The organism is Planctomycetota bacterium (assembly GCA_016235865.1).
Lineage (GTDB): Bacteria > Planctomycetota > MHYJ01 > JACQXL01 > JACQXL01 > JACRIK01.
The window spans coordinates 365549-388193 of sequence record JACRIK010000003.1 but is presented as its reverse complement, the minus strand read 5'-3'; the positions used below and the strand labels follow the sequence as shown (position 1 = coordinate 388193).

Genomic DNA, 22645 nt, shown 5'->3' with positions numbered 1-22645 from the left:
AATAATCCAGGGCGTATATTCAGGGTAATTTATAAAATATTGTGTATCGGGTCAATTATTTTACCCCCACACCAATAAATTGGTGTGGGGGTAATTTTGTTAGCTTCTTGCCGGTTCGATGGCCCGAACGGGTTTCTTGACGGTAAAGGACAGGATGATACTGACTATCAGCAATGCGCCGGACAGGAAGAAGGCCAGTTGGAAACTGCCTGTTCGCACATAAACTATACCCGAGACCAGGGCCAGCAGAGAACCCACGCCCCAGGCCGTAAAGACCAGCCCGTAATTGACTCCGAAATTCTTCAGGCCGAAGAAGTCCTTGGTAATGGACGGGAAGACCGATAAATTGGAACCGTAATTCATTCCGATAAAGATGGAGAAGAAGACCAGGACCAAGGCGCTGTCCACGAACGGCATCAGGAACATCAGCACGGCCTGGAACAGGGTGAATAGCTGAAGGGTCCTGATTCGGCCCAGTTTGTCCGAGAGTATGCCGGCTAGGATGCGGCCTCCGGCATTGCCCACGGCCAGCAGGGCGACCAGGATGAATCCGGCCTCGTAATACGTTTGGACCGAGACGACCTTGGCCAGTTTGCCGATGACCATCAGACCGGCGCCGGCGTTAAAGGCATACATCAGCCAGAGGATATAGAATTGGTAGGTGCTTAAAACCTGGCCGATGAGGTAGTCGCCGGTCTTGCTGGCGGCGTCCCGATGCCCTGCGGGGATGCGGGGCGCTCCGTTCGTTGGACGCGGTCCCTTCGGGTTCGTGAGCATCGGAGCGGTCGGGCCGGATTGAGCAACTGACGCGGCCGGAGGGGGATTGACCAGGAATTGCGCCAGAATTACCACGGTGACCAGGAAGGATACGCCGAATATCAGCATAGTTTCCGGCACGCCGTAGAGCCCGATAAGATACTGGGCCAGGGGCGCGATATAGACCGAGGCCAGGCCGAAGCCGGCCACCACAATTCCGGCAATCAAACCGGTTCGGGCCGGCGGAAACCACTTTATGGCCGGCGGCGTGGCCGATGAGTATCCGAATCCGATGCCGGTGCCCGCTAAAACCCCGAAGCACAGGATATACATGGCGACCGAGTTAAACTGGTAAGCCAGTATCAATCCCAGGCCGGTCAGTAGTCCGCCCAGACTGGCTACCAGGCGCGGGCCGAAGATGTCCTGGAGTTTGCCGGCCGGGACCATCATAAAGGCAAAGACCAGGCAGGCGATGGTGTAAGGCAGGGCTCGGTCTGCTTCGTTCCAGCCCCAGTCCTCGGGTATCTTCTTGGAGATGACGCTCCAGGAATAAAGCACGCCCAGGGCCAGATTGATGCCGGTGCCGGCCAGGGTGACAGTCCAGCCCTTATTGGAGGTTGTCTGCGGCGCGCCCGGAGCAGGCGTCGGACTTGAAACCGGATTTAAGGGCTTGATTAGGATTTGTTCTGTTGGTGACATATTGGTTCTTTCTAATCGAGGATTGACAAGCGGTGTAACGTTAACGCGCTGACCGGTTTCTGGAGGTAACGTATATACTAAACGCCCCAATGGGGCGGATAATGTCAATCCCGGAAACCAGCCCTGCCCCCCGATGGTCATCGGGGGACAGGACTATGGTTACTTATCCAACTACTTTTGCGCCCGTGTTTCCTGTTTAGCGCCGATAACTATCTGTTCTACCACGCTCGGGTCGGCCAGTGTGGTGATATCGCCCAGATTGCTGGTATCGCCCTCGGCCACCTTGCGCAGGATGCGCCTCATAATCTTACCGCTCCTGGTTTTGGGTAGTCCGGCCACAAACTGGATTACGTCCGGTTTGGCAATCGGACCGATTAACTTGTTAATGTGGTCAGATAATTCTTTCTTGGTATCCTTGGTGCCGGTGATGCCGCCTTTAAGGAAGACATAGGCATAGATGCCCTGGCCCTTAATGTTATGCGGGAATCCGACCACGGCTGACTCGGCCACCTTGGGATGGGCGACCAGCGCGCTTTCCACCTCGGCGGTGCCGATGCGGTGTCCGGAGACATTAATCACGTCATCCACCCGGCCCATCAGCCAGTAGAATCCTTCTTCGTCGACCCGGGCGCCGTCGCCGGTGAAATAGACGCCGGGGAAATGAGTGAAATAGGTATCAAAGAACCGTTTCTGGTCGCCATAGACGCCCCTCATCATTCCGGGCCAATCCTGTTTGATGACCAGGTATCCGCCGTCGCCAGGATTTACCGGTTTGCCTTCGGTATTAAATATCTCAGGCACCACGCCGAAGAACGGCATCGAGGCAGAACCGGGCTTGGTCGGAATCGCGCCCGGAAGCGGGGTAATCAGGATGCCGCCGGTCTCAGTCTGCCACCAGGTATCAACTATCGGGCAACGTTCCCGGCCCACGTTTTTGTAATACCATATCCAGGCCTCGGGATTAATCGGCTCGCCTACGCTGCCCAGGATTCTCAAGGACGACAGGCTATGCTTCTTGACCCACTCCTCGCCGAAGCTCATCAGGGCGCGGATGGCGGTCGGGGCCGTATAGAATATATTTACCTTGTGCTTATCCACCACTTCCCAGAACCGGTCCGGCTGCGGGTAGGTTGGGATGCCTTCAAACATCACTTCGGTGGCGCCGGCGGCCAGCGGACCGTAAACGATGTAACTGTGCCCGGTCACCCAGCCGATGTCGGCCGTGCACCAGAAGATATCATCATCGTGGCAGTCGAATATCCATTTGAAGGTCAGATAGGTATAAACCATATAACCGCCGGTGGTGTGCATCACGCCCTTGGGCTTGCCGGTCGAGCCGGAGGTGTAGAGGATGAAAAGCGGGTCTTCCGAATCCATCTCTTCGGCCGGGCAGCATTCCGTGATAGTTTTATCCGCCATCAATTCATGCCACCACAAATCCCGTTGCGGGCGCATATCGACCGTAACGTTGGCATGCTTGACCACGATAACTTTTTCCACGGTCGGGGTTTTTTCCATGGCCTTGTCCGCATTGGCTTTAATAGCGATGGTCTTGCCGCCGCGAAAACCGCCGTCCGAGGTGAGGATATACTTTGAGCCGCAGTCATTGATGCGGTCGATTAAGGATTCGGCGCTAAAACCGCCGAAGACCACGCTGTGGATGGCGCCGATTCTGGCGCAGGCCAGCATGGCAATGGTTAGTTCCGGTATCATCGGCATATAGATAGTAACCCGGTCGCCCTTTTTCACGCCCATTCTTTTCAGGACGTTGGCAAACCTGCAGGTCTCGTGGAATAACTGCTGGTAACTGTAGTTCCTGGTTTCGCCGTTTTCGCCTTCCCAGATGATGGCGGTCTTGTTCTTGCGGCTGGTTTCCATATGCCGGTCCAGGCAGTTGTAGGATACGTTGGTCTTACCGCCGGTGAACCATTTTATCTGGGCCTTGGCGAAGTTGCTGTCCCGGACTTTATTCCATTTCTTAAACCAGTGCAGTTCCGAGGCGCGCTCGGACCAGAATGTCTCCGGGTCGTCAATGGACTGCTTATAGAGCTCCTTGTATTGCTTGAGGTTCTTGATATATGCCTTTTCGGAAACCTCTTTGGGCGGGTTGAATTTTCGTTTCTCCTGCATTACCGAACTAATGGCCGGCGCCTCGGCCGCCGAGATTAGTTCTAATTCGGGCATCGGCCCGTGCATCGGGGCGATTTCGCCGTGGAATTCTGAGATAAGCTTGCGGGCCCGGCCGCCGATCGTGTCTATCAACGGCACAATCTCAAACTCCACCAGACCTACGAACCTCAAAGTTATAGCCGCCAACTGGTCAGCGTTTTCGGCTTCGACAATGTCTATGAATCCGCCGCGGCGTCCTACCATGGAATAACGGCCGAGCACTTTTAAACCCATTGGGGGGTTATCAAAGACCTCGTTCTCCTTCGCATGGATTTCCGTTATTTTCAAAGGGTCATACTTACCCATTAGCGCGAACAACATATGCTGCTTTCCTTTCTACTTTTTTGTTACATACCCCTTAAAAATATTCCCCTCCTTTTCTAATGCCACAAGCTTTTCCCCTGTCATCCGGCACCAGGCCGGTAAATCTTTCTCAAAGCCCGGGTCATCAGCCAGGATTTCCAGCGTCTGGCCCGGATTCATTTTGTCCAGTTCCTGCTTGGTCTTGGCTATGGGCATCGGACAAAACAGCCCGATGCAATCCAGTGTCTTATCCAGGTGCATATTTACATTCCCGTTTATTTAAGCATAGTTTGTGAAACTTGTCACTAAATAAATAGATTAATATTTGATTCCCGGGCCTCGGCCAGATAGGTGGCTGCGCCGGCAAATTCATCCACCTCGCCCACCAGATGCTCCGGGCCTAATCCCAGGACGCCGCAACTGGTGGTGCAGGCAATATATTTTATTTTTAGTTCCCGGGCCAGTTTCATCATATCTTCTAATGAGGCCATTTTTGACTTTCTCATCAGCCGGCGCATCATCCAGGGCCCGAGACCGAACATATTAAGTTTGCTGATAGGCAGTGTGGCCGGACTCATCAGGTTGAACATCTTCTGGAGAATATTCTGCGAGCCGGTGACGGTGTAAGTGGTCTTTTTTAAGACGTTTAATCCCCAGAAGGTGAAGAAGATAGTCACTTCCATGCCGCTTAAGGCGGCCGTAGTGGCCAGTGTAAAAGCCGCAATGGCCTTGTCCAGTTCGCCTGAGAACAGAATGATGGTCATTTTGTCTTTCATTTATGTCTCACAGGTGTCATGGTCATGTTCATGCGCGTGGGCGTAATCAGTGCCCGGGCCGGCGGCCTGGCGCTGGCCGGTTTTCTTAAAGTGGGCATAGAGCGGCGACATATCGCGCAACTTCTTTATTATAGGCGGAAATTCCGCCAGGATATAATCAACGTCTTCAGTGCTGTTATATTTGGACAGGGTCATTAGGACCGAGCCCTGGGCCACGGCCGAATCCACCTTTAGGGCGGACAGCACGTGTGACATCTTGAGCGCCTTGGAGGCGCAGGACGAGCCGCTGGAAATATAAATCCCCGCGCCATCCAGGAAGAGCAGCATGGCCTCGCCCTCGATAAACTCCACCGAGAAATTGATATTATTAGGCAGGCGATTAACCGGATGCCCGTTGAGATAAATATAATCCATCTTGCCGGGCAGTGTCTCCCGGTGCGCTTCCTGCCCGTACGGGTCGGGATGCTCCCGACCATTCCCCGATTCCATTGGGGAAAGGGCGGAAATCAACCTGTCCCGCAGGGTAATAAGTTTCCGGTTATTATCGACCATCTCGGCCTTGGCGATTTCAGACGCCTTGCCCAGGCCGACGATAGACGGGACGTTTTCCGTGCCGGCCCGACGACCGTTTTCCTGGATGCCGCCGTCAATCTGGGGAATCACCCGGACGCCCTTTTTGATATAAAGAGCCGCCGCGCCTTTGGGGCCGTAAAACTGCGAGCCGGCCAGGGTCAGTAAATCAACCCCCAGCTTTTTCACGTCCACCGGAATCGTGCCCACGGTTGCCACGGCATCCGTATGAAACAGTACCCCTTTGGCCTTGGCGATGCGGGCCAATTCCTCTATGGGCTGGATAGTCCCGATTTCCGGATTGGCCTGCTGGATGGAAACCAACACCGTGTCCTTTCGGATAGCCTGTTTCAGGTCATCAACCGAGATAGTTCCGTGTTTATCAACCGGCAGTAAGGTCACCTGAAATCCGGCCTGCTCCAGCCGTTTGGCTGAATATAGCACCGAAAAATGTTCAATGGCTGAAGCCACGATATGTTTGCCTTTGGAGGCATACGCCTCGGCCACGCCTTTGATGGCCAGGTTATTGGATTCAGACCCGCCGGAGGTGAAATAGATCTCGTCGTCATTGGCATTGATTAGGTCAGCCGTCTGATGGCGCGCTACCTCGAGTGCTTCCTTTGACTGGTTGCCCAGCGAATGCATGCTCTGGGCATTGCCGTAGGAATCCCTGAGATACGGCAGCATCGCGTTGAGCACCCGTTCATCCGTTCTGGTACCCGAATGATTATCCAGGTATATTTGTTTCATAGGCCAAGGAGTATAGCATAAAACAGACGGATAGGCAAGGGAAAAATAGGATAAGTTTTATATAATCATTGACTTGCCTATGGGTAATAGGTATAATCTTAACATAAGACTTCATGAAAGGAGTTGATATATGCCAGAACAAAATCAATGTGGATGCGGATGCGCGGAACCGGGGACAACCAATGCACCCAGGACTAGTTGCGCCGCGCTCTGGAGCCTAATATGCGGGATAGCCGGAATGCTTCTTTGTTTACCGGCGATTCCGGCCATAATCCTGGGTATTATCGGACTGGTCAATATCAAGAAAGGCGCCGGGGCTCTAAAGGGTAAGGGTAAGGCCATCGCCGGGCTGATTCTGGGTGGACTGGCGATTATTGTGATGCCGATTCTCGCAATAATTACGGCAATCGCCATTCCGAATATCATCCATGGAAGAGATGTTGCCAACGAGTCCATGGCTAAAGCTCAGATAAGAAACATCAGCACGTCATTAGAGCAATACAGGATGGATTGTGGCGACTATCCGTCAGCCGAACAGGGACTTCAGATATTAATAAGTAATGACCAGGGGCAGAAGTATCTGGATAAAATTCCTAACGACCCTTGGGGCCGGCCGTATCACTACCGTTATCCGGGCAGTTATAATCCCGGTTCATATGACCTCTGGTCAGATGGCAAGGATGGCATAGAGGGAACCGGAGATGATGTAACCGGCTGGCAGTATTAAGGTGAAATACAGTACGGCTGATTTTTGGCCTGCCTCTAACGGGCAGAAACAAAAATAGACGGGGCGTCCCTCCGATGTCCATCGGAGAAAACGCCCCGTTACTTTAACTACCTTATGGTGTAGTCAAACCAACCTGTATGTGCAGATACAGGTAAGAACCGTCCAGAGCCCAGGCGCAGAAGCACTTATCCGGTGCCGGTGTCCCTACAAAAGCATCGCACTTAGCCGGGTCTCTCAACATCGTCAAGAGTTCGGCATTAATGTCGCCCTGCTTTGTTATCACGCCCGGATTATTCCCGGAGTTGATGACCATCATCCCACCCTGGAGAATCCTCTGCATCAGCGCCGCCTTGAAGGCCGTCCTCTGCAGTTCCGAGGTAATATTGTAAGGCGTACCGTCCGCCAAATCGCCTTCCCTTATCCAGCCCGAAGCCATTTCCTCTCCGACCAGATAATGGGCGGCTATTGGAGCCACCGAACGGCCCCGAATCCTGTCGCCGGTCAGGCGGATGGACTTATCGCCGACCGCGATTGCCCAGCGGTCTATGGCCGCGTCAACCTTGTCCTTGAAGGACTTGGCCTGGACGCCGCCCACCTCGGCGAATGACTTTCTCAGGTTATCCAGCCACTGTCTAAACTTGAGGCCCATATTCGTGGCGTGCGAATTGCTGATATCATCAGCCGTCCGCCCGCTCTTGGAAACATAAGCCGGGTTTAACAGCGCCCGGTATGCCTTGCCCGCCGGAGTTGCCATCTTATTGATGAATGTCCCATCATCAGGTATCTTGGCAGTCAGGCGGTCGTACATATACTGAGCCGCATTCTTGAGGTTGTCTCTCCACCTTAACGGCATGTCACCGGAGACCTCCCAGGTCTCTGGCACATACAGTTTCAGCTCAAAATGCTTGGTAAACATATTAGTGTTCTCCCAATCCGTGGTTTGTTATTAAGGTTTCGTTGTCCATTTATCCGAGCCACGAATAACAGATACCGAACAGCGTGAAGGTAGGCCAGGGCCTCAAACCACACCGGAAACCGTTTCCCCTGTCACCCTTACAGGGGTCGCGGTAGGGTGATTCCGGCCGGGCCTTCAGCCCTTGCTTTCCCTCTATTATTAGGACGTACTACCCCCCACCCCCAGTTGCATAAAATCGTATATTTATTTGCAGATTCTTATATCCTCAATATCAGCAATACGTTACAAGGCGGGAATTTTAAGGGGAAACCGGCTATTTCAGATTTCCCTTGAATCCGCATATAGTATGGGTATATTTATTATAGACATATTTGGATTGCCAGAAAGGGCTGTCTGATGATTACAGAAACCAGGACCGATGAGGAGTTGATGGTCGCCTATAAATCAGGCGAGATAAAGGTCTTTGAGCGGCTGGACGAACGTTACCGCGAACGTCTGACCTGGTTTGCCAAGGAAAAGGTCAATGACTTCCAGGATGCCCAGGATGCATCCCAGATGACCCTGACCAAGTCCTGGCAGAACCTTGATAATATAGAGAACACCAGAAAATTATCGTCTTATCTCTACCGGGTCTGCACGAATGAATGTTATAATATACAACGTGAGCGCAGTCGCAACAGGTTTATTCTCATCTCGCAGATGGTTCGAGCCGGTGAGGACGACTCGGACCTGCTCTGGTTTGAGGTTGAGGATAAGGATTCCGAGTGGCACTGCGGCGGCGCATACGAAGATGTCGCCGAGTCAATGGCGATGTTATTCAGAATCCTGGCTGTCTTGAACGGCGAGGAACACCGGCTCTGGTATTGCTTCGTGAGCAGGGGCAGGAAATACATAGCCATCAATCAGGATGAGGCGCTCTTCAGGGCCAAGACCGAGAACGACCTGCGGGCGATATTCGGCCAGGCCTGGCGCAAGGTCTGGGAACAGCGCAACAAGGAAGTGGCGAAATGGGTGCCTAAAACGGGGCATAAGGGATTGGGCATTGGGGATTAGGTAATTAAAACCTGATGCCTATTGCCCAATGACTATTGCCTTTAAGGAGGATTTATGGTAACGAACATAGAAGACCTGAGAGTTTATCAGATTGCCGAGGAGATAGCGGATAAGATTTGGGATATTTGTGATAAGTGGAATGCCTTTGCCAAGAGGACCGTCGGCGAACAATTGGTAAGAGCCGGTGATTCTATTGGCGCTAACATTGCTGAAGGATTCGGCAGGTATCATTATAAGGAAAATATCAAGTTTCTGTATTATGCCCGCGGCTCTTTGCACGAAATCACCTTCTGGTTAAAGAGGGCATTAAAAAGGAAACTGATTACCGATAAAGAGTATAAGGAAATGGATGCGCTTTGTAAGAATCTGCATCCGCAACTTAACGCTTATATTAATTCTATAGGGAAACCGGGCATTAGGCAAGAGGGATGAGGCATTGGGGAAAACTAATGCCCAGTGCCTACTGCCAAATGCCTATAAGGGGGCTTTTATGAAACGTTCTTCATTCCGCGCTACCATAAAACAGGGCGTAGCTTTATATAACCAGGATAAATACCTGGACGCCAAGAAACTATTTGACTCCATAGTCCGGGCATTGTCGCCCAGGAAAAAACCCTCTGAGAACGATACCGAAATATTATCTGATGCTTATTATCATTTAGGCCTGTGTTACGGGAAACTCAATAACACGGCCGAGGCGCTGAATTCATTCTCCAAGGCAATAGAATCCTCGCCCTATGACGCAGACCCGTATTACCATCGCTCGTTAATCTATAGCCAGATGAACCAGTATCAATCGGCATTGAATGACCTGTCATCCGCCATCCGGCACAACCCGGATTATACCGAGGCGTATTTTGACCGGGCCAATATCAATTTCCTGTCCGGCAGATTCAAGGATGTGCTGGCTGACTGCGAAAAGGGACTGGCCATAGAGCCGGTCAGCCCGTATTTCAACATCCTCAGGGCGATGACCTATGAACTGCTCGGCAGGTATAAAGATGCCGTTATTGACTGCAATACGGCGCTAAAGATATTCAGGGACGAGGACCGCAACGAGGCAGTAATGCTTTATACGGTCCGGGGCAGGAGTTATGCCGTGGCCGGTGAATTTGGCCGGGCGCTAACTGACTTCAATAAACTCATTGGATTAACATCCCAGGATGCCATGGCCTATTTCTACCGGGGCGTGATTTACGCCAATATGGAGGTTCTGGACAAGGCCATTGCTGACTTTAGGAAAGGACTGGAACTAAAACCGAGCGATGTCAATATCACCGACTCGCTCCTTCAGGCGGAAAGGGAAGTAAAGGCAAAGGACTTACAGAAACGGTTAAAGAAGAAGGAAACCAAAATTGCCAGGGCATATAAGAAATCTGAAAGGGAAGAGAAATACGAAGCCGAGATTAACCAACTCAAGGGCGAGATAAAGACCATCAAGGAACTCCTGATAGAAATCGTCCGGCCTAAGCCGGAATATTCCATACCCTTGCCATCGAAACCGCAGTGGAGTCCCGATAATTTCGGGATGCCGGAAATGGGAATATTCAGGATACCAGTGCGGCCGTCTATTATTATGCCCATACCTGAGAAGCCAAATAAGTAACCTGTTAAGGGATGTGCTAAGAAAATATCAGATTTCACTTGATTTTTCCCGGATAAGGTATATATTAATTATAATTAAGTTAGTTCTGCATTCATTGTCGTAGCGTCTTAGATATCATTTAACCGAGTCAAACAATACTATAAAACAAGGAGGGAAAGATGAACGTAATAAAAAGAATAAGCATTATAGCATTGTTAATCGGAATCACATCTCTGACAGTAGGTACCAAAGGTTGTCCGATGGACGATAATGGAGGGCTCATTACCGGAAGCAGCGGCATCCATGGCCAGGGCAAGGTCAATAACCAAAAACTTGTATTAGATAAGGTCTCGGATGCGCCGGACCCGTTTTCTCCTGCGCTGGGTGAAGCGGTCCTCACCGGTGAATTTCTGGTGAAATATACGGATGGGCTGGGTTCTCAGTCAGATACGCAAGAGGAGATGTTTAAGTATTTTATAAGGCATGCCTGGGAACTCTCTGACGGCGTAACCGGCGAAAAGGTCAATCAGTTTACCAATGAGCAGGAGATTTCTCCGCCGCCACGCCCGAACGAAGAAGACGGCGAAGATGTTTATTTTCCTATTACAGTTACCCAGACCTGTAATGGTAAGAACTTACAGAACGAATTGGTTAAGGATGGGGTATATCAATATACCCTTATTGGGGAATTGATAAGAAAGAAGGTTGATAAAGAATCTAACGATAACGCCGACAACAAAGATGATAAGAACGACAAAGTAGATAATGAATCTAACGGCAACAACAGTAATAACGATAACAACGGTAACCATGGCAACCAGCATAATAAAAACGTTGATAATCATGGACAGGGAAACAACGATAAAGAGCCGCAGGTTAAGATAATCGGGGTTTCCTTACCGATGACTGGGACGATTACCGTATTAAGTCGCGTCAATACAGCGCCTGTTTTAAATGCCATTGGCAACAAGAACGTGGACGAGAATGTTAATCTGGCCTTTACGCTGGTTGCCACAGACCCGGACGGCGATGCGCTGGATTATTCGGCAATCGGCCTGCCGAATGGCGCGACCTTGGATTCGGTAACAGGTGCATTCAGTTGGACGCCGACCTATACACAAACAGGTGTTTACTATGTTACATTTAGGGTTACTGATAATAGTCCGACTCCTCTGGCTGATGAAGAGACAGTTGCTATTACCGTAAATAATATAGACAGACCGCCAGTTCTTGCCTCGCCCGGAGATAAGACCACAGACGAGAACCAGTTATTAACCTTTGTGCTTTCTGCCATAGACCCGGATGGCGATGCCATAATTTATTTAATGACCTGTTTGCCTGATAACGCAGCGCTGGACCCGGTAACAGGCGTATTTAGTTGGACGCCAGACTATGCACAGGCAGGCAGTTATGCGGTTACTTTTACAGCCGCTGCTAATACATTGAGTGATTCCAAGTCAATAACGATAACAGTAAATAATGTAAACAGGCCTCCAGTATTAACCGATATTGGCAATAAGAGTATTGATGAGGGGGCCGCATTAACATTCACCTTATCAGCCACTGACCCTGATGGCGATACCTTAAATTATTCAGCAACCGGTCTGCCGGCCGGCGCAATCCTTGAGGGAGATACATTCTCCTGGACGCCTGATTACACTCAGGCTGGTACTTACCCCAATATTAAATTCAGGGTAACCGACCCCGGCTCACTGTATGATGAAAAGGCAATTACTATAATAGTCAACAATGTTAACAGAGCCCCGATAATAACCTCATCTGATAATAAAATAACCAATGAAGGCCAATTACTGACATTTACGTCAGCCACAGACCCGGATGGCGATGCGTTGAGTTATTCGGCCAGCGGCCTGCCGGCTGGCGCCGCCTTTGATTCGGTAACCGGCGTATTCAGTTGGACGCCGACCTATGAGCAGGCCGGCAGTTATCCCGTAACATTTACGGCAACGGATAATGGCGTTGGTAATCTTTCTGTGAGCGGGACGGTTACCATTATTGTGAACGATGTCGTGGTCAGCGCAGTCGGCGCGGATGGCGGCACGGTTGGAGTAACCGCGCCGGAAAGCCCGATATTTGGGGCAACCATAGAAATCCCGGCCGGAACCCTGACCACCACGGCCATTCTGATGATTCAAGAATCCACGCCTGAAGTTGTTGCCGCCCTGCCGTCTAAACCAGTTGGATTTACAAATGCCGGACCGCTTATTGATTTTGTTGACCCTCCCGGACTGGTTTTCACCGAACCAATCACTATCAAAGTCCCATATGATGAGCAAAAAATCCTTGCATTAGGAGTAAGGGAAGAAGATGTAATATTACTCAAATACGACAGCACGTTAAACCAGTGGATAAATGTCCCCATTGCCTATATTGACACTGTCAATAATCTTATTGTGGCGCAGGTTATAACCCTTTCTTTATATATAGGGGTTAATCCACCGTTAGGCATTGCGACCGGAGGAGGTCATACAGTAGTTCTGAGAAATGAAGGTCAAGGCCGGGCCTCACTCTGGGCCTGGGGGTTGAATACCGAGGGGCAATTGGGGTTAGGGGATAGGACTAACAGAAACCGGCCCATACAAGTTGGCATGGATACCAACTGGGCAGCTATTGCGGCCGGTAGCTCACATACCGTCGCCCTAAAGAATGACGGCACACTCTGGGCCTGGGGAAGAAATAATGGACAATTAGGATTAGGTGATTATACCGACCGTTTTTCACCGGTGCAGGTAGGCACTGATAATACTTGGTCAGCCATAGCGGCTGGGGCGCAGCATACCGTCGCCCTTAAAACAAATGGTACACTCTGGGCCTGGGGAGATAACTTCCATTGGCAATTAGGTGATGGGACAGCGAATAGCAGTAATATACCAAAGCAGATAGGTTATGATGCCGACTGGTCAGCCATTGCGGCCGGAGCGCTACATACCGTCGCCCTGAAGATCGATGGCTCACTCTGGACATGGGGAGATAATGAGTTTGGTCAATTAGGTAGACCTGGAAGTTATACTACTCCTCGAGAGATTGTTAGGTATAATAGTGATGGGACAAAGACAAGCTGGGTAAGCATTGCAGCCGGAGCGCAGCATACAGTTGCCGTGGAACCGTACCCTTCCTGTTTGTACAATGGACGTCTCTGGGCTTGGGGAAATAATTATGAAGGCCAATTGGGTTTTGTTAATACTAATCCAAATAAGACATCATATAACTTTCCGCAGATGGTAGACGAGACGTTCAACTGGAGCCGTAAGATTGCCTGCGGAGGTTCTCACACCTTAGCACTGAAGATTAGCGGGTCTGGTTACACACTCTGGTCTTGGGGTTATAATGGGTATGGTCAATTAGGTTTAGGTATTTTTGACAATAATGCGCATTCTACACCGAATCAGATTGGTACTGACACCAAATGGTCAGCCATCGCGGCTGGCGGCTCACATACCGTCGCCCTGAAGAATGACGGCATGGTCTGGACTTGGGGATGGAACCTTTATGGTCAATTGGGATTAGGTACCTCCGATTATGATGCGCATCCTACACCGGCAAAGCCACTGGGGCCGCCAGACAAGGTAACCTTGCCAGACCCAGGTAACGGAGCAACCAATATCCAGGGTAATCGACAATTAGTTTGGGCACCTGCCGATGGCGCTAATTCTTTTAATGTCTATTTCGGCACAACCGAGCAACTAACCTTAGCCCAGCTTAAGACAAATACTCCGAACAACTTCTATAACCCGGGCCAACTTGATTACGGAAAAACCTATTACTGGCGGGTTGATTCTAAGAATGTTTGGGGAACAATTACAGGCGACGTCTGGAGTTTTACCACAATAGTTCCGCCTGACAAGGTAGTCTTGCTTTTCCTTGATAATGGAGCGACCGATATTCCGATTGACCAGCAATTGAGTTTAAGTTGGAGGACTGCCACCGGCGCAAGTTATTATTATGTGTATCTTGGAACAACTAATCCACCGCCATATAAAGGCGCTACCACGCTCACGAGTTATGATCTAAGCCAACTTGATTATAACACCACCTATTACTGGCGGGTTGATTCCAGTAATATTGCCGGCACGACTGAAGGGGATGTCTGGAGTTTTACCACAATTGTCGCTCCTCCGGCCAAGGCGGCTTCGCCTAATCCTGCAGATGCTTCAGGTAATGTATCAGTTACCCCAGAGTTAAGGTGGGCGCCTGCCGCCGGCGCTACCTATTATGCTATCTATTTCGGTTCGACTTCGCCCTGGAGATTTATGGGTACTCAAACAGGTACGAGCTATATCCTTCCGAGCCCGTTTAGCCCGCTTCTTAATAACGACATATATTACTGGCGGGTTGATTCCTATAACGCAGGCGGGGTAACTCAAGGTGATGTCTGGAGTTTTACCACTATAGTCGCACCGCCGGCCCAGGTTGGTTCACCAACCCCCGGAAATAATACAAGTAATATCTCAGTTACTCCAGAGTTAAGATGGGCTGCTGCCGCTGGCGCGACCTCCTATGATGTATATTTCGGATTAGATAATCCACCAACAAATCGTGTCAGCAATAATCAATCAGGAACGACTTTTAATCCAAGCACACTGATTAATGACACTCCTTACTTTTGGCGGATTAACTCCAAGAATGTCGGCGGAACAACAATAGGCAATGTCTGGAGTTTTAGAACCATAGTTGCACCGCCTGCTCTGGTAACCTTGCTTACTCCTGTAGATGGTTCAAGTAATATCTCAGTTACTCCACAGTTAAGATGGAATGCTGCCAGTGGTGCTACTTCTTATGATGTATATCTTGGGATAACTAATCCACCTACAAATCGTGTTAGCAATAATCAATCAGGAATGACTTTTAATCCGAGCACGCTAACTAATGACACTCAATATTACTGGCGGGTTGATTCCAAGAATGTTGGGGGAACCACTCCGGGCAATATCTGGAGTTTTAGGACGATAGTTGCACCGCCGGCCCAGGTGACCTCGCACAGTCCGAGTAGTTTAGCAATAAATGTTTCTGTTTACAGTCAACTGTTCTGGGGGCCTGCCACGGGCGCTGCTTCTTATGACGTCTATTTCGGCACGACCAACCCGCCGCCCTATAAAACCAATCAGGTAGGCGCGACTTACAAGCCCGGAGTGCTTTCTTACAACACCACCTATTACTGGCAGATTGATTCCAAGAATGCCGGCGGGACGACACCGGGTGCGGTTTGGAGTTTTACCACGCAGTCATTGTTCTCAAACTGGTCATCCGTTGCCGGTGGAGTCTACCACAGCATAGTCCTCAAGAATGACGGCACGGTCTGGACCTGGGGATATAATTATTTCGGCCAGTTGGGTGATGGGACTACTACTAACAGATTGACACCGGTAAAGATACCTGGCTTAACAAATATAATCGCCATTGCCGGCGGCGGTTATCATAGCATAGCCCTTAAGGATGACGGCACGGTCTGGGCCTGGGGATTGAATGATAAGGGCCAGTTAGGAAATAATTCCACTACTAACAGTTTAACTCCGGTGCAGGTGAGCGGATTAACAGGCGCAATCGCCATTGTAGGCGGTGGTTCCTACAGTATAGCCCTGAAAGATGACGGCACGGTCTGGACTTGGGGATATAATTCTTACGGCCAGTTAGGAGATGGGACTACTACTAATAGATTGACTCCGGTGCAGGTGAGCGGATTAACAGGTATAATTGCCATTGCCGGCAGTGGTACCCACAGCATACCATTCGACGGCACTGGTTCCCACAGCATAGCCCTTAAAAATGACGGCACGGTCTGGGCCTGGGGATTGAATAATTGGGGGCAATTAGGTGATGGAACTACCACAACAAGGTTGACACCGGTGCAGGTTGAAGGACCGGATGGGGTTGGATTCCTGACAAATATCATCGCCATTGCCAGCGGTGATGCCCACAGCATAGCCCTGAAAGATGACGGCACAGTCTGGACCTGGGGAAATAATTTCTTCGGCCAGTTAGGCGATGGGACTATGACTCCCAAATCAACCCCAGTACAGGTAACCGGGCTGACCAATATAATCGCCATCGCCGGCGGTAGTTATCACAGCATCGCCGCCCTGAGTAGTGACGGCACGGTCTGGACCTGGGGAAATAATTGGTATGGCCAGTTAGGAGACGGGACTACCACTAACCGGTTGACTCCGGTGCAGGTAAGTGGATTAACAGGCGCAATCGCCATTGCAGGCGGTGGTTCCCACAGCATAGTCCTCAAGAATGACGGCACGGTCTGGACCTGGGGATATAATTATTTCGGCCAGTTGGGCGATGGAACTACCACTAACCGATTGACCCCGGTAAAGGTAATCGGATTAGTGGACGTAATTGCCATTGCCGGTGGTGGTTCCCACAGTATAGCCCTGAAGAATGACGGGATGGTCTGGACCTGGGGATTAAATAGTTCCGGTCAATTAGGCGATTGGACTACTACTGACCGGTTAAGTCCGGTGCCGGTAAAAGATTTGTCCGGTATGAACCTGACCGGTATAGTTGCCATTGCCGGTGGTTATGAACACAGTATGGCTCTGAAGAATGACGGAACGGTCTGGGCCTGGGGAAATAATGGTTGGGGGCAATTGGGTGATGGAACTACTGCTATGAAGTCAGCTCCGGTGCAGGTTAAAGGGCCGGGTGGGGTTGGATTCCTGACAAATATCACCGCCATTGCCGGTGGCGCTTATCATAGTATAGCATTGAAGAATGACGGCACGGTCTGGACCTGGGGAAGCAATTATTACGGCCAGTTGGGAGATGGAACCATGACTGACCGGTTAACCCCGGTGCAGGTAACCGGCCTGACAGGTGTAATCGCTATTACCAAAGGGATTATCCACAACGTCGCCCTGAAGAATGACGGCACGGTCTGGACCTGGGGAAATAATTGGTATGGCCAGTTAGGGGATGGAACCACGACAGACCGATTGACCCCGGTGCAGGTAACCGGCTTGACTGGTGTAATCGCCATTGCCGGTGGTTTTTATAACAGTATGTCCGCCCTGAAGAATGACGGAACGGTCTGGGCCTGGGGAGCTAATTGGTATGGCCAGTTAGGAGATGGGACGACTACTGACCACTTAACTCCGGTGCAGGTTAAAGGGCCGGGTGGGGTTGGATTACTGATAAATATCATTGCTATTGCCGGCGGTGATTATCACAGTATCGCCCTGAAGAATGACGGAACGGTTTGGGCCTGGGGATATAATGGCTCAGGTCAGTTGGGCGATGGGACTGTTACTAACCGGCTGACCCCGGTGCAGGTAACCGGTTTGACAGGCGCAATCGCCATTGCCTGTGGTTCTAATCATAGTATCGCCCTGAAGACCGACGGCACGCTCTGGACTTGGGGAGGTAATGACTACGGTCAATTAGGTTTGGGTGATACAGCCAATAGATTGACCTCGGTACAAGTTGGACAATAAGACCTGCCTATCCCTATGTAGGTTGGGATGCAAACAGGCCGAAATATTATCGGGTTCACCTTGACAAAATAGGAATTGTATGTATATTATAGATGGAGGTAACTATATGAATACCATATCAAAAATAACCTTGGCTATTTTACTGGGAGTTATTATTGCCTTGGGTTATGGCGGCTTCTGCGATAAATCTACGAGTGGCAGTAGTAACACACCACCAAATCAGGTAACTTCACCTATGCCGTCTAATGGGGAGACGGGTGTGCCAGCTACCCTGCAATTGAGTTGGGCATCGGCCAGCGGCGCGACATCTTATGATGTCTATCTCGGCACGACCTCTACCGGCTGGTCGCCTATTACGACAAGTATAACGGCCCTTAGTTATACTTCTCCGACTGCGCTTGCTTACACCACCACATATTACTGGAGAATTGATTCCAAAAACTCGGCCGGAACGACAACCGGTAATCCTTGGAGTTTTACCACCGGTTTCAATACCCAGTTGGTCGGGTCTTACAATACACCGGCTTGGGCATACGATGTCTATGTAGCAGGCAGTTATACCTATGTTGCGGACGGGAGTTCAGGGCTACAGATTATAGATATCTCTAACCCTGTCACTCCCGTTTTAGTCGGCTCTTACGATACGCCTGGCGCTGCCTTGGGCGTCTATGTGGCAGGTAGTTATGCCTATGTCGCGGATGGTAATTCAGGGTTGCAGATTATAGATATCTCTAACCCGGTCACTCCAGTTTTAGCTGGTTCTTACGATACGCCGGGCTCTGCCGGTGGCGTCTTCGTAGCAGGTAGTTATGCCTATGTCGCGGATGCTAATTCAGGGTTGCAGATTATAGATATCTCTAACCCGGTCACTCCCGCTTTAGTCGGTTCTTACGCTACGTCGGGCTCTGCTGGTGGCATTTTTGTGGCAGGCAGTTACGCCTATGTCGCGGCTTGGACTGCAGGGTTGGAAATTATAAATATCTCTAATCCAGCCGCTCCCGCTTTAGCTGGCTCTTGCTATACGTCGGGCCATGCCTATAACGTCTATGTGGCAGGCAGTTATGCCTATCTCGCTGATGCTGAGTCAGGGCTGGAAATCATAAATATCTCTAATCCAGCCGCTCCCGCTTTAGCCGGTTCTCACAATACACCGAGTTCTGCCGTGGATGTCTATGTGGTAGGCAGTTACGCCTATGTCGCGGATGCATATTCAGGGCTGCAGATTATAGATATCTCTAACCCAGCCGCTCCAGCTTCAGCCGGCTCTTACTATACGCCGGGCCCTGCCGAGGGCGTCTTTGTTGCAGGCAGTTACGCCTATGTCGCGGCTTATGACTTGGGTCTGCAGATTCTCGGCGGGATAGGACAGTAATACCTGCCCGACTGCGTAATTGTCCATCACTATTTTTACCACCTTCCGGATTTGATGCCCCTTATTTCTCCCTCCAGAGGCGGGTCTTAAACAGGTATGTGGCTAATTCATATCTTCTTTGGTGTATTTTTATCACCTTCATAAAATAATGAACCTTATCTGACAATGACTTAGGGCAAGAGACCCCCCTACCCCCCTGGATAGAGCCCCTCTCCCGCCCCTATAGAGCACCTCTCTGGGGGCGATAGAGGCGCTCTCTGAGGGCTATACCCCACCTCTATCAGGGCGGTAGAGGTTCTCTCTGAGGGCTATAGACCACCTCTATCAGGGCGGGAGAGGTTATCTCCGGGGGCGATAGACCACCTCTGGCAGGGCGATAGAGGCGCTCTCTGAGGGCGGTACCTCACCTCTATCAGGGCGGGAGAGGTTATCTCTGGGGGCGATAGACCACCTCTATCAGGGCGGGAGAGGTTATCTCTGAGGGCGATAGACCACCTCTGCCAAGGCGGGAGAGGTTCTCTCTGAGGGCTATACCTCACCTCTGGCAGGGCGGGATAGGTTCTCTCTGAGGGCTATACCTCACCTCTGGCAGGGCGGGAGAGGTTATGGGGCGTGGTGATAGTGGTTATGGGGCGAGGTGATACTACCCTCTATACAAATTCAGCCAGCAAATCGGTTATTTTTTCTGGTTGGTGCGGCTGATTGACCAGTGGTTTATCCTGAAGCACAGAAACCGAGTCAATATAGGATGCCTTATCTTTTTTGTATATCAAACCGATAGGTATTTTGTCGCCCCATTCCAGCGATTTGGCAAATGCCTTGAGACGGTCTGACGGATTATACCCTGCTTCTTTACCGATGTCATAGACCCGTTCACGATACCATTTGTAGGTGTTGATTTTATTAAAGGTCACGCAGGGCTGGAGTATGTCCACCAGCGCAAAGCCGTTATGATTGACGGCCTGCTTGATGGTGTCAGTCAGGTGCGCCGGGTTGCCGGCGAATGACCGCGCCACAAACCCGCAGTCCAAGGCAATAGCAATAGCCATCGGGTTAAAGGGCGTTAATAACACCCCGTCATGCTGGACCTTGGTGACCATTCCCAAATCGCTGGTGGGCGATGCCTGGCCCTTGGTCAGCCCGTAAACCTGGTTGTTGTGGACCAGCAGGGTGATATTGACATTGCGCCGGATAGCGTGGATAAAATGGTTGCCGCCTTCGCCGTAGTTGTCGCCGTCCCCGCCCACGGCAATGACGGTCAGGTCTTTATTGGCAATCTTGACGCCCTGGGCCGCGGGCAGGAGCCGGCCGTGCAGGCCGTCAAAGACATTACAGTTAAGATAGTGCGGGAGCTTAGAGGCCTGGCCGATGCCGGATATCAGGGCCACCTGGTGTGGCGCCCTACCTAATTCTGTCAATGCCTTCTTGACTGCATTGAGGATACCGAAGTCGCCGCAACCCGGGCACCAGGCCGGCTTGGTGTTATTGTCGAATACTGTTGACATAATTGCAACCACAGATTACACCGATTACACAGATGAATACAAAGATGTTATTTTGTAATCTTTGCGGTTAGCTCATCTGTTGTAAACGGCAATCCGTTATATTTATTAATAGAACTAATATTTGTTAAGCCGGTCTGGCTTTTTATTAACCGGGCCAGCTGTCCGGTGGCGTTATTTTCTATGACGATAATCCTTTGGGCGCCTTGGGTCAGCCGGAGAAAATCATCCTTGGGAAATGGCCAGACCTGCTGGAAGTGCAGGGCGGCGTAATCAAGCGCTTGAGCCGCTTCCTTGACCACGCCGTAATTAGAACCCCAGGAAACCAAGATGGTCTTGGCTTTAGTATTTGCTTCTAAAGACGGCGCAATAACCTCTTTGGAGAGCGCCTCGTATTTGCGCAGGCGCTTATCCACCATTTGGGTTCGGACCTGCAAATCCTCGGTCAGATGTCCGTCTTCAGTGTGTTCGTCGCTGTCCGTGATAACCAGGTGCTGGGACTGGCCGGGCAGGGCCCGGGGCGAGATGCCGGACGGCGTAAGCGCATGGCGTTTGTATTCTTTCACGGATGATAATTCTCCATCCGTCATAATATAGCGGGTGGCATCAATCCTGGATATATCAAACGGCTCAAAATCCTGATAGGAATCAGCCAGATACTGGTCAGTCAGGACAAAGACCGGAATCTGGTATTTCTCGGCAATCTGGAAAGCGTGGGCGGTCAGATAAAAACACTGCTGGGCATTGCCCGGCGTGAAGATGGCCCGGGGGAATTCGCCGTGCCCGGCATAGAGCGCGTATTCCAGGTCAGCCTGCTCGGTTCGGGTGGGTAATCCGGTGGCCGGGGCCGGCCGCTGGCCCAGGGCAATGACAATAGGCGTCTCGGTCATGGCCGCCAGTGACAGGCCCTCAATCATCAGGGCGAATCCGCCGCCGGAAGTGGCGGTCATGGCCTGCACGCCGGCGTACGATGCGCCCAGCGCCATATTGATGGCCGCAATCTCGTCCTCGGCCTGCTCCACTACCACGCCCATTTTATCAGCCGCGTGGGCCATATAATTCAGGATGCCGGTGGACGGGGTCATCGGATAGCCGGAATAAAACTTGCATCCGGCCGCCAGCGCGCCTAGGGCAATGGCCTCGCTGCCGGTGATGACCATCCGGTTGTTGCGTGGTTTAACCGCCAAGGGAAACGGGCATTGCGGGAATTTATTCCTGATAAGCTCAAACCCTGTTTTAGCGGAAAGAATATTCTTTTCCACTACATCGCCTTGTTTATGCTTGCCGCCGAAGAATTCGGCCAGGGTGGCAGAAAGGATATTGAAATCGCAGCCGACCAGGCCGATAACCGCGCCCAGCGCAATGGAATTGGCATATATCTTGTCATTGCCTGTTTGCAGGGCTAGGGTATCCAGCGGGACCGGAACGGAATGTCTCCCGGTGCGCTCCAGTTGCTTAGTTCGCTTCGTTGCACTACGCGGTCTCGCAGTAGCGAGTTCCCGACCATTAACTTCGTCAAAGGGCTTCAACCGAACTTCTTCTTTAATGGCATCAGAGTTATATATAATGTAACCGGATGGCGATACATCGGTCTGGTAGAGAGACAGGGTTGGTTTATCAAAACAGACCAGGAAGGTTATTGGGGTTGATGACGCCTCGACCGGCTTATCGCTGAAACGCAGGTAGAAAGCCGAATGCCCGCCCCGGATGCGGGATTCGTAGTCCTGGACCGTAAAAATATGATAGCCGGCGCGGTTGAATGTTTTGGCCAAGATAAGCCCGATGCTCTGCAGACCCTGGCCGGCCTCGCCCCCGATTTTGATGGAGTAATCCATTTATTTATAGAAGAATAACCCGTGTTTAATTCTACCTTTTTTTCTTCTTATGCTTTACGCAGGTTTTACACATAGTGAAACTTCTCCTCTCTTAAATACGTTGCCGGCTTTTGTTTCCTGTTATTTCTTTTTCTTCTTGGTCTTCTTTTTAGCGCCACATCCGCATCCGCACATA

At 50.9% G+C, this 22645-nt stretch carries 14 protein-coding genes; 6 read left to right on the top strand and 8 right to left on the bottom strand.

Translation table 11 applies throughout. From position 1 onward, the window contains the following. Positions 1 to 99: 99 nt before the first annotated feature. The 5 genes from HZA49_03195 to HZA49_03175 all read right to left on the bottom strand — a co-directional run bounded on the left by HZA49_03195 (position 100) and on the right by HZA49_03175 (position 6023). Positions 100 to 1455 carry an OFA family MFS transporter gene (locus HZA49_03195; protein MBI5778445.1) on the bottom strand — a complete coding sequence of 452 codons (1356 nt, stop codon included), beginning with the start codon at positions 1453 to 1455 and terminating at the stop codon, positions 100 to 102. A 171-nt stretch (positions 1456 to 1626) separates the two neighbouring features. Continuing rightward, complete coding sequence (gene acs, locus HZA49_03190) at positions 1627 to 3945, bottom strand: acetate--CoA ligase (GenBank protein MBI5778444.1); 2319 nt, start codon at positions 3943 to 3945, stop codon at positions 1627 to 1629. Positions 3946 to 3960: 15 nt separating this feature from the next. Next, complete coding sequence (locus HZA49_03185) at positions 3961 to 4188, bottom strand: sulfurtransferase TusA family protein (GenBank protein MBI5778443.1); 228 nt, start codon at positions 4186 to 4188, stop codon at positions 3961 to 3963. Between the two features lie 44 nt (positions 4189 to 4232). Then, complete coding sequence (locus HZA49_03180; GenBank protein ID MBI5778442.1) at positions 4233 to 4703, bottom strand: DsrE/DsrF/DrsH-like family protein; 471 nt, start codon at positions 4701 to 4703, stop codon at positions 4233 to 4235. Beyond that, positions 4704 to 6023, bottom strand: a complete 1320-nt coding sequence (locus HZA49_03175; protein ID MBI5778441.1) for a cysteine desulfurase — start codon at positions 6021 to 6023, stop codon at positions 4704 to 4706. A gap of 130 nt (positions 6024 to 6153) precedes the next feature. Between HZA49_03175 and gspG the strand changes: the two genes are divergently transcribed. Beyond that, positions 6154 to 6750: a type II secretion system major pseudopilin GspG gene (gene gspG / locus HZA49_03170; protein ID MBI5778440.1), complete on the top strand. Its 597-nt coding sequence runs from the start codon at positions 6154 to 6156 to the stop codon at positions 6748 to 6750. 112 nt (positions 6751 to 6862) lie between these two features. On the opposite strand, the gene HZA49_03165 is transcribed toward gspG, so the two are convergent. After that, positions 6863 to 7666, bottom strand: a complete 804-nt coding sequence (locus HZA49_03165) for a hypothetical protein (GenBank protein ID MBI5778439.1) — start codon at positions 7664 to 7666, stop codon at positions 6863 to 6865. 396 nt (positions 7667 to 8062) lie between these two features. Between HZA49_03165 and HZA49_03160 the strand changes: the two genes are divergently transcribed. The 5 genes from HZA49_03160 (at position 8063) to HZA49_03140 (ending at position 19133) form a co-directional block, all read left to right on the top strand. Further along, complete coding sequence (locus HZA49_03160; GenBank protein ID MBI5778438.1) at positions 8063 to 8719, top strand: hypothetical protein; 657 nt, start codon at positions 8063 to 8065, stop codon at positions 8717 to 8719. A 54-nt stretch (positions 8720 to 8773) separates the two neighbouring features. Further along, positions 8774 to 9151 carry a four helix bundle protein gene (locus HZA49_03155; GenBank protein MBI5778437.1) on the top strand — a complete coding sequence of 126 codons (378 nt, stop codon included), beginning with the start codon at positions 8774 to 8776 and terminating at the stop codon, positions 9149 to 9151. Positions 9152 to 9209: 58 nt separating this feature from the next. Next, positions 9210 to 10325 (top strand): tetratricopeptide repeat protein, encoded by a 1116-nt coding sequence (locus HZA49_03150; protein ID MBI5778436.1) that lies wholly within the window; start codon positions 9210 to 9212, stop codon positions 10323 to 10325. Positions 10326 to 10483: 158 nt separating this feature from the next. Then, the gene (locus HZA49_03145; GenBank protein ID MBI5778435.1) at positions 10484 to 17761 is read left to right on the top strand and encodes a putative Ig domain-containing protein; all 7278 of its coding nucleotides are present in this window, start codon (positions 10484 to 10486) and stop codon (positions 17759 to 17761) included. A 79-nt stretch (positions 17762 to 17840) separates the two neighbouring features. Beyond that, positions 17841 to 19133 (top strand): hypothetical protein, encoded by a 1293-nt coding sequence (locus HZA49_03140; protein ID MBI5778434.1) that lies wholly within the window; start codon positions 17841 to 17843, stop codon positions 19131 to 19133. Between the two features lie 650 nt (positions 19134 to 19783). Here HZA49_03140 and HZA49_03135 read toward each other — a convergent pair. Both HZA49_03135 and HZA49_03130 read right to left on the bottom strand, forming a co-directional pair. Continuing rightward, positions 19784 to 20638 carry a 2-oxoacid:ferredoxin oxidoreductase subunit beta gene (locus HZA49_03135; GenBank protein ID MBI5778433.1) on the bottom strand — a complete coding sequence of 285 codons (855 nt, stop codon included), beginning with the start codon at positions 20636 to 20638 and terminating at the stop codon, positions 19784 to 19786. Positions 20639 to 20685: 47 nt separating this feature from the next. Then, positions 20686 to 22470, bottom strand: coding sequence for a 2-oxoacid:acceptor oxidoreductase subunit alpha (locus HZA49_03130; GenBank protein MBI5778432.1), 1785 nt, complete (start codon positions 22468 to 22470; stop codon positions 20686 to 20688). Between the last annotated feature and the right edge of the window lie 175 nt (positions 22471 to 22645).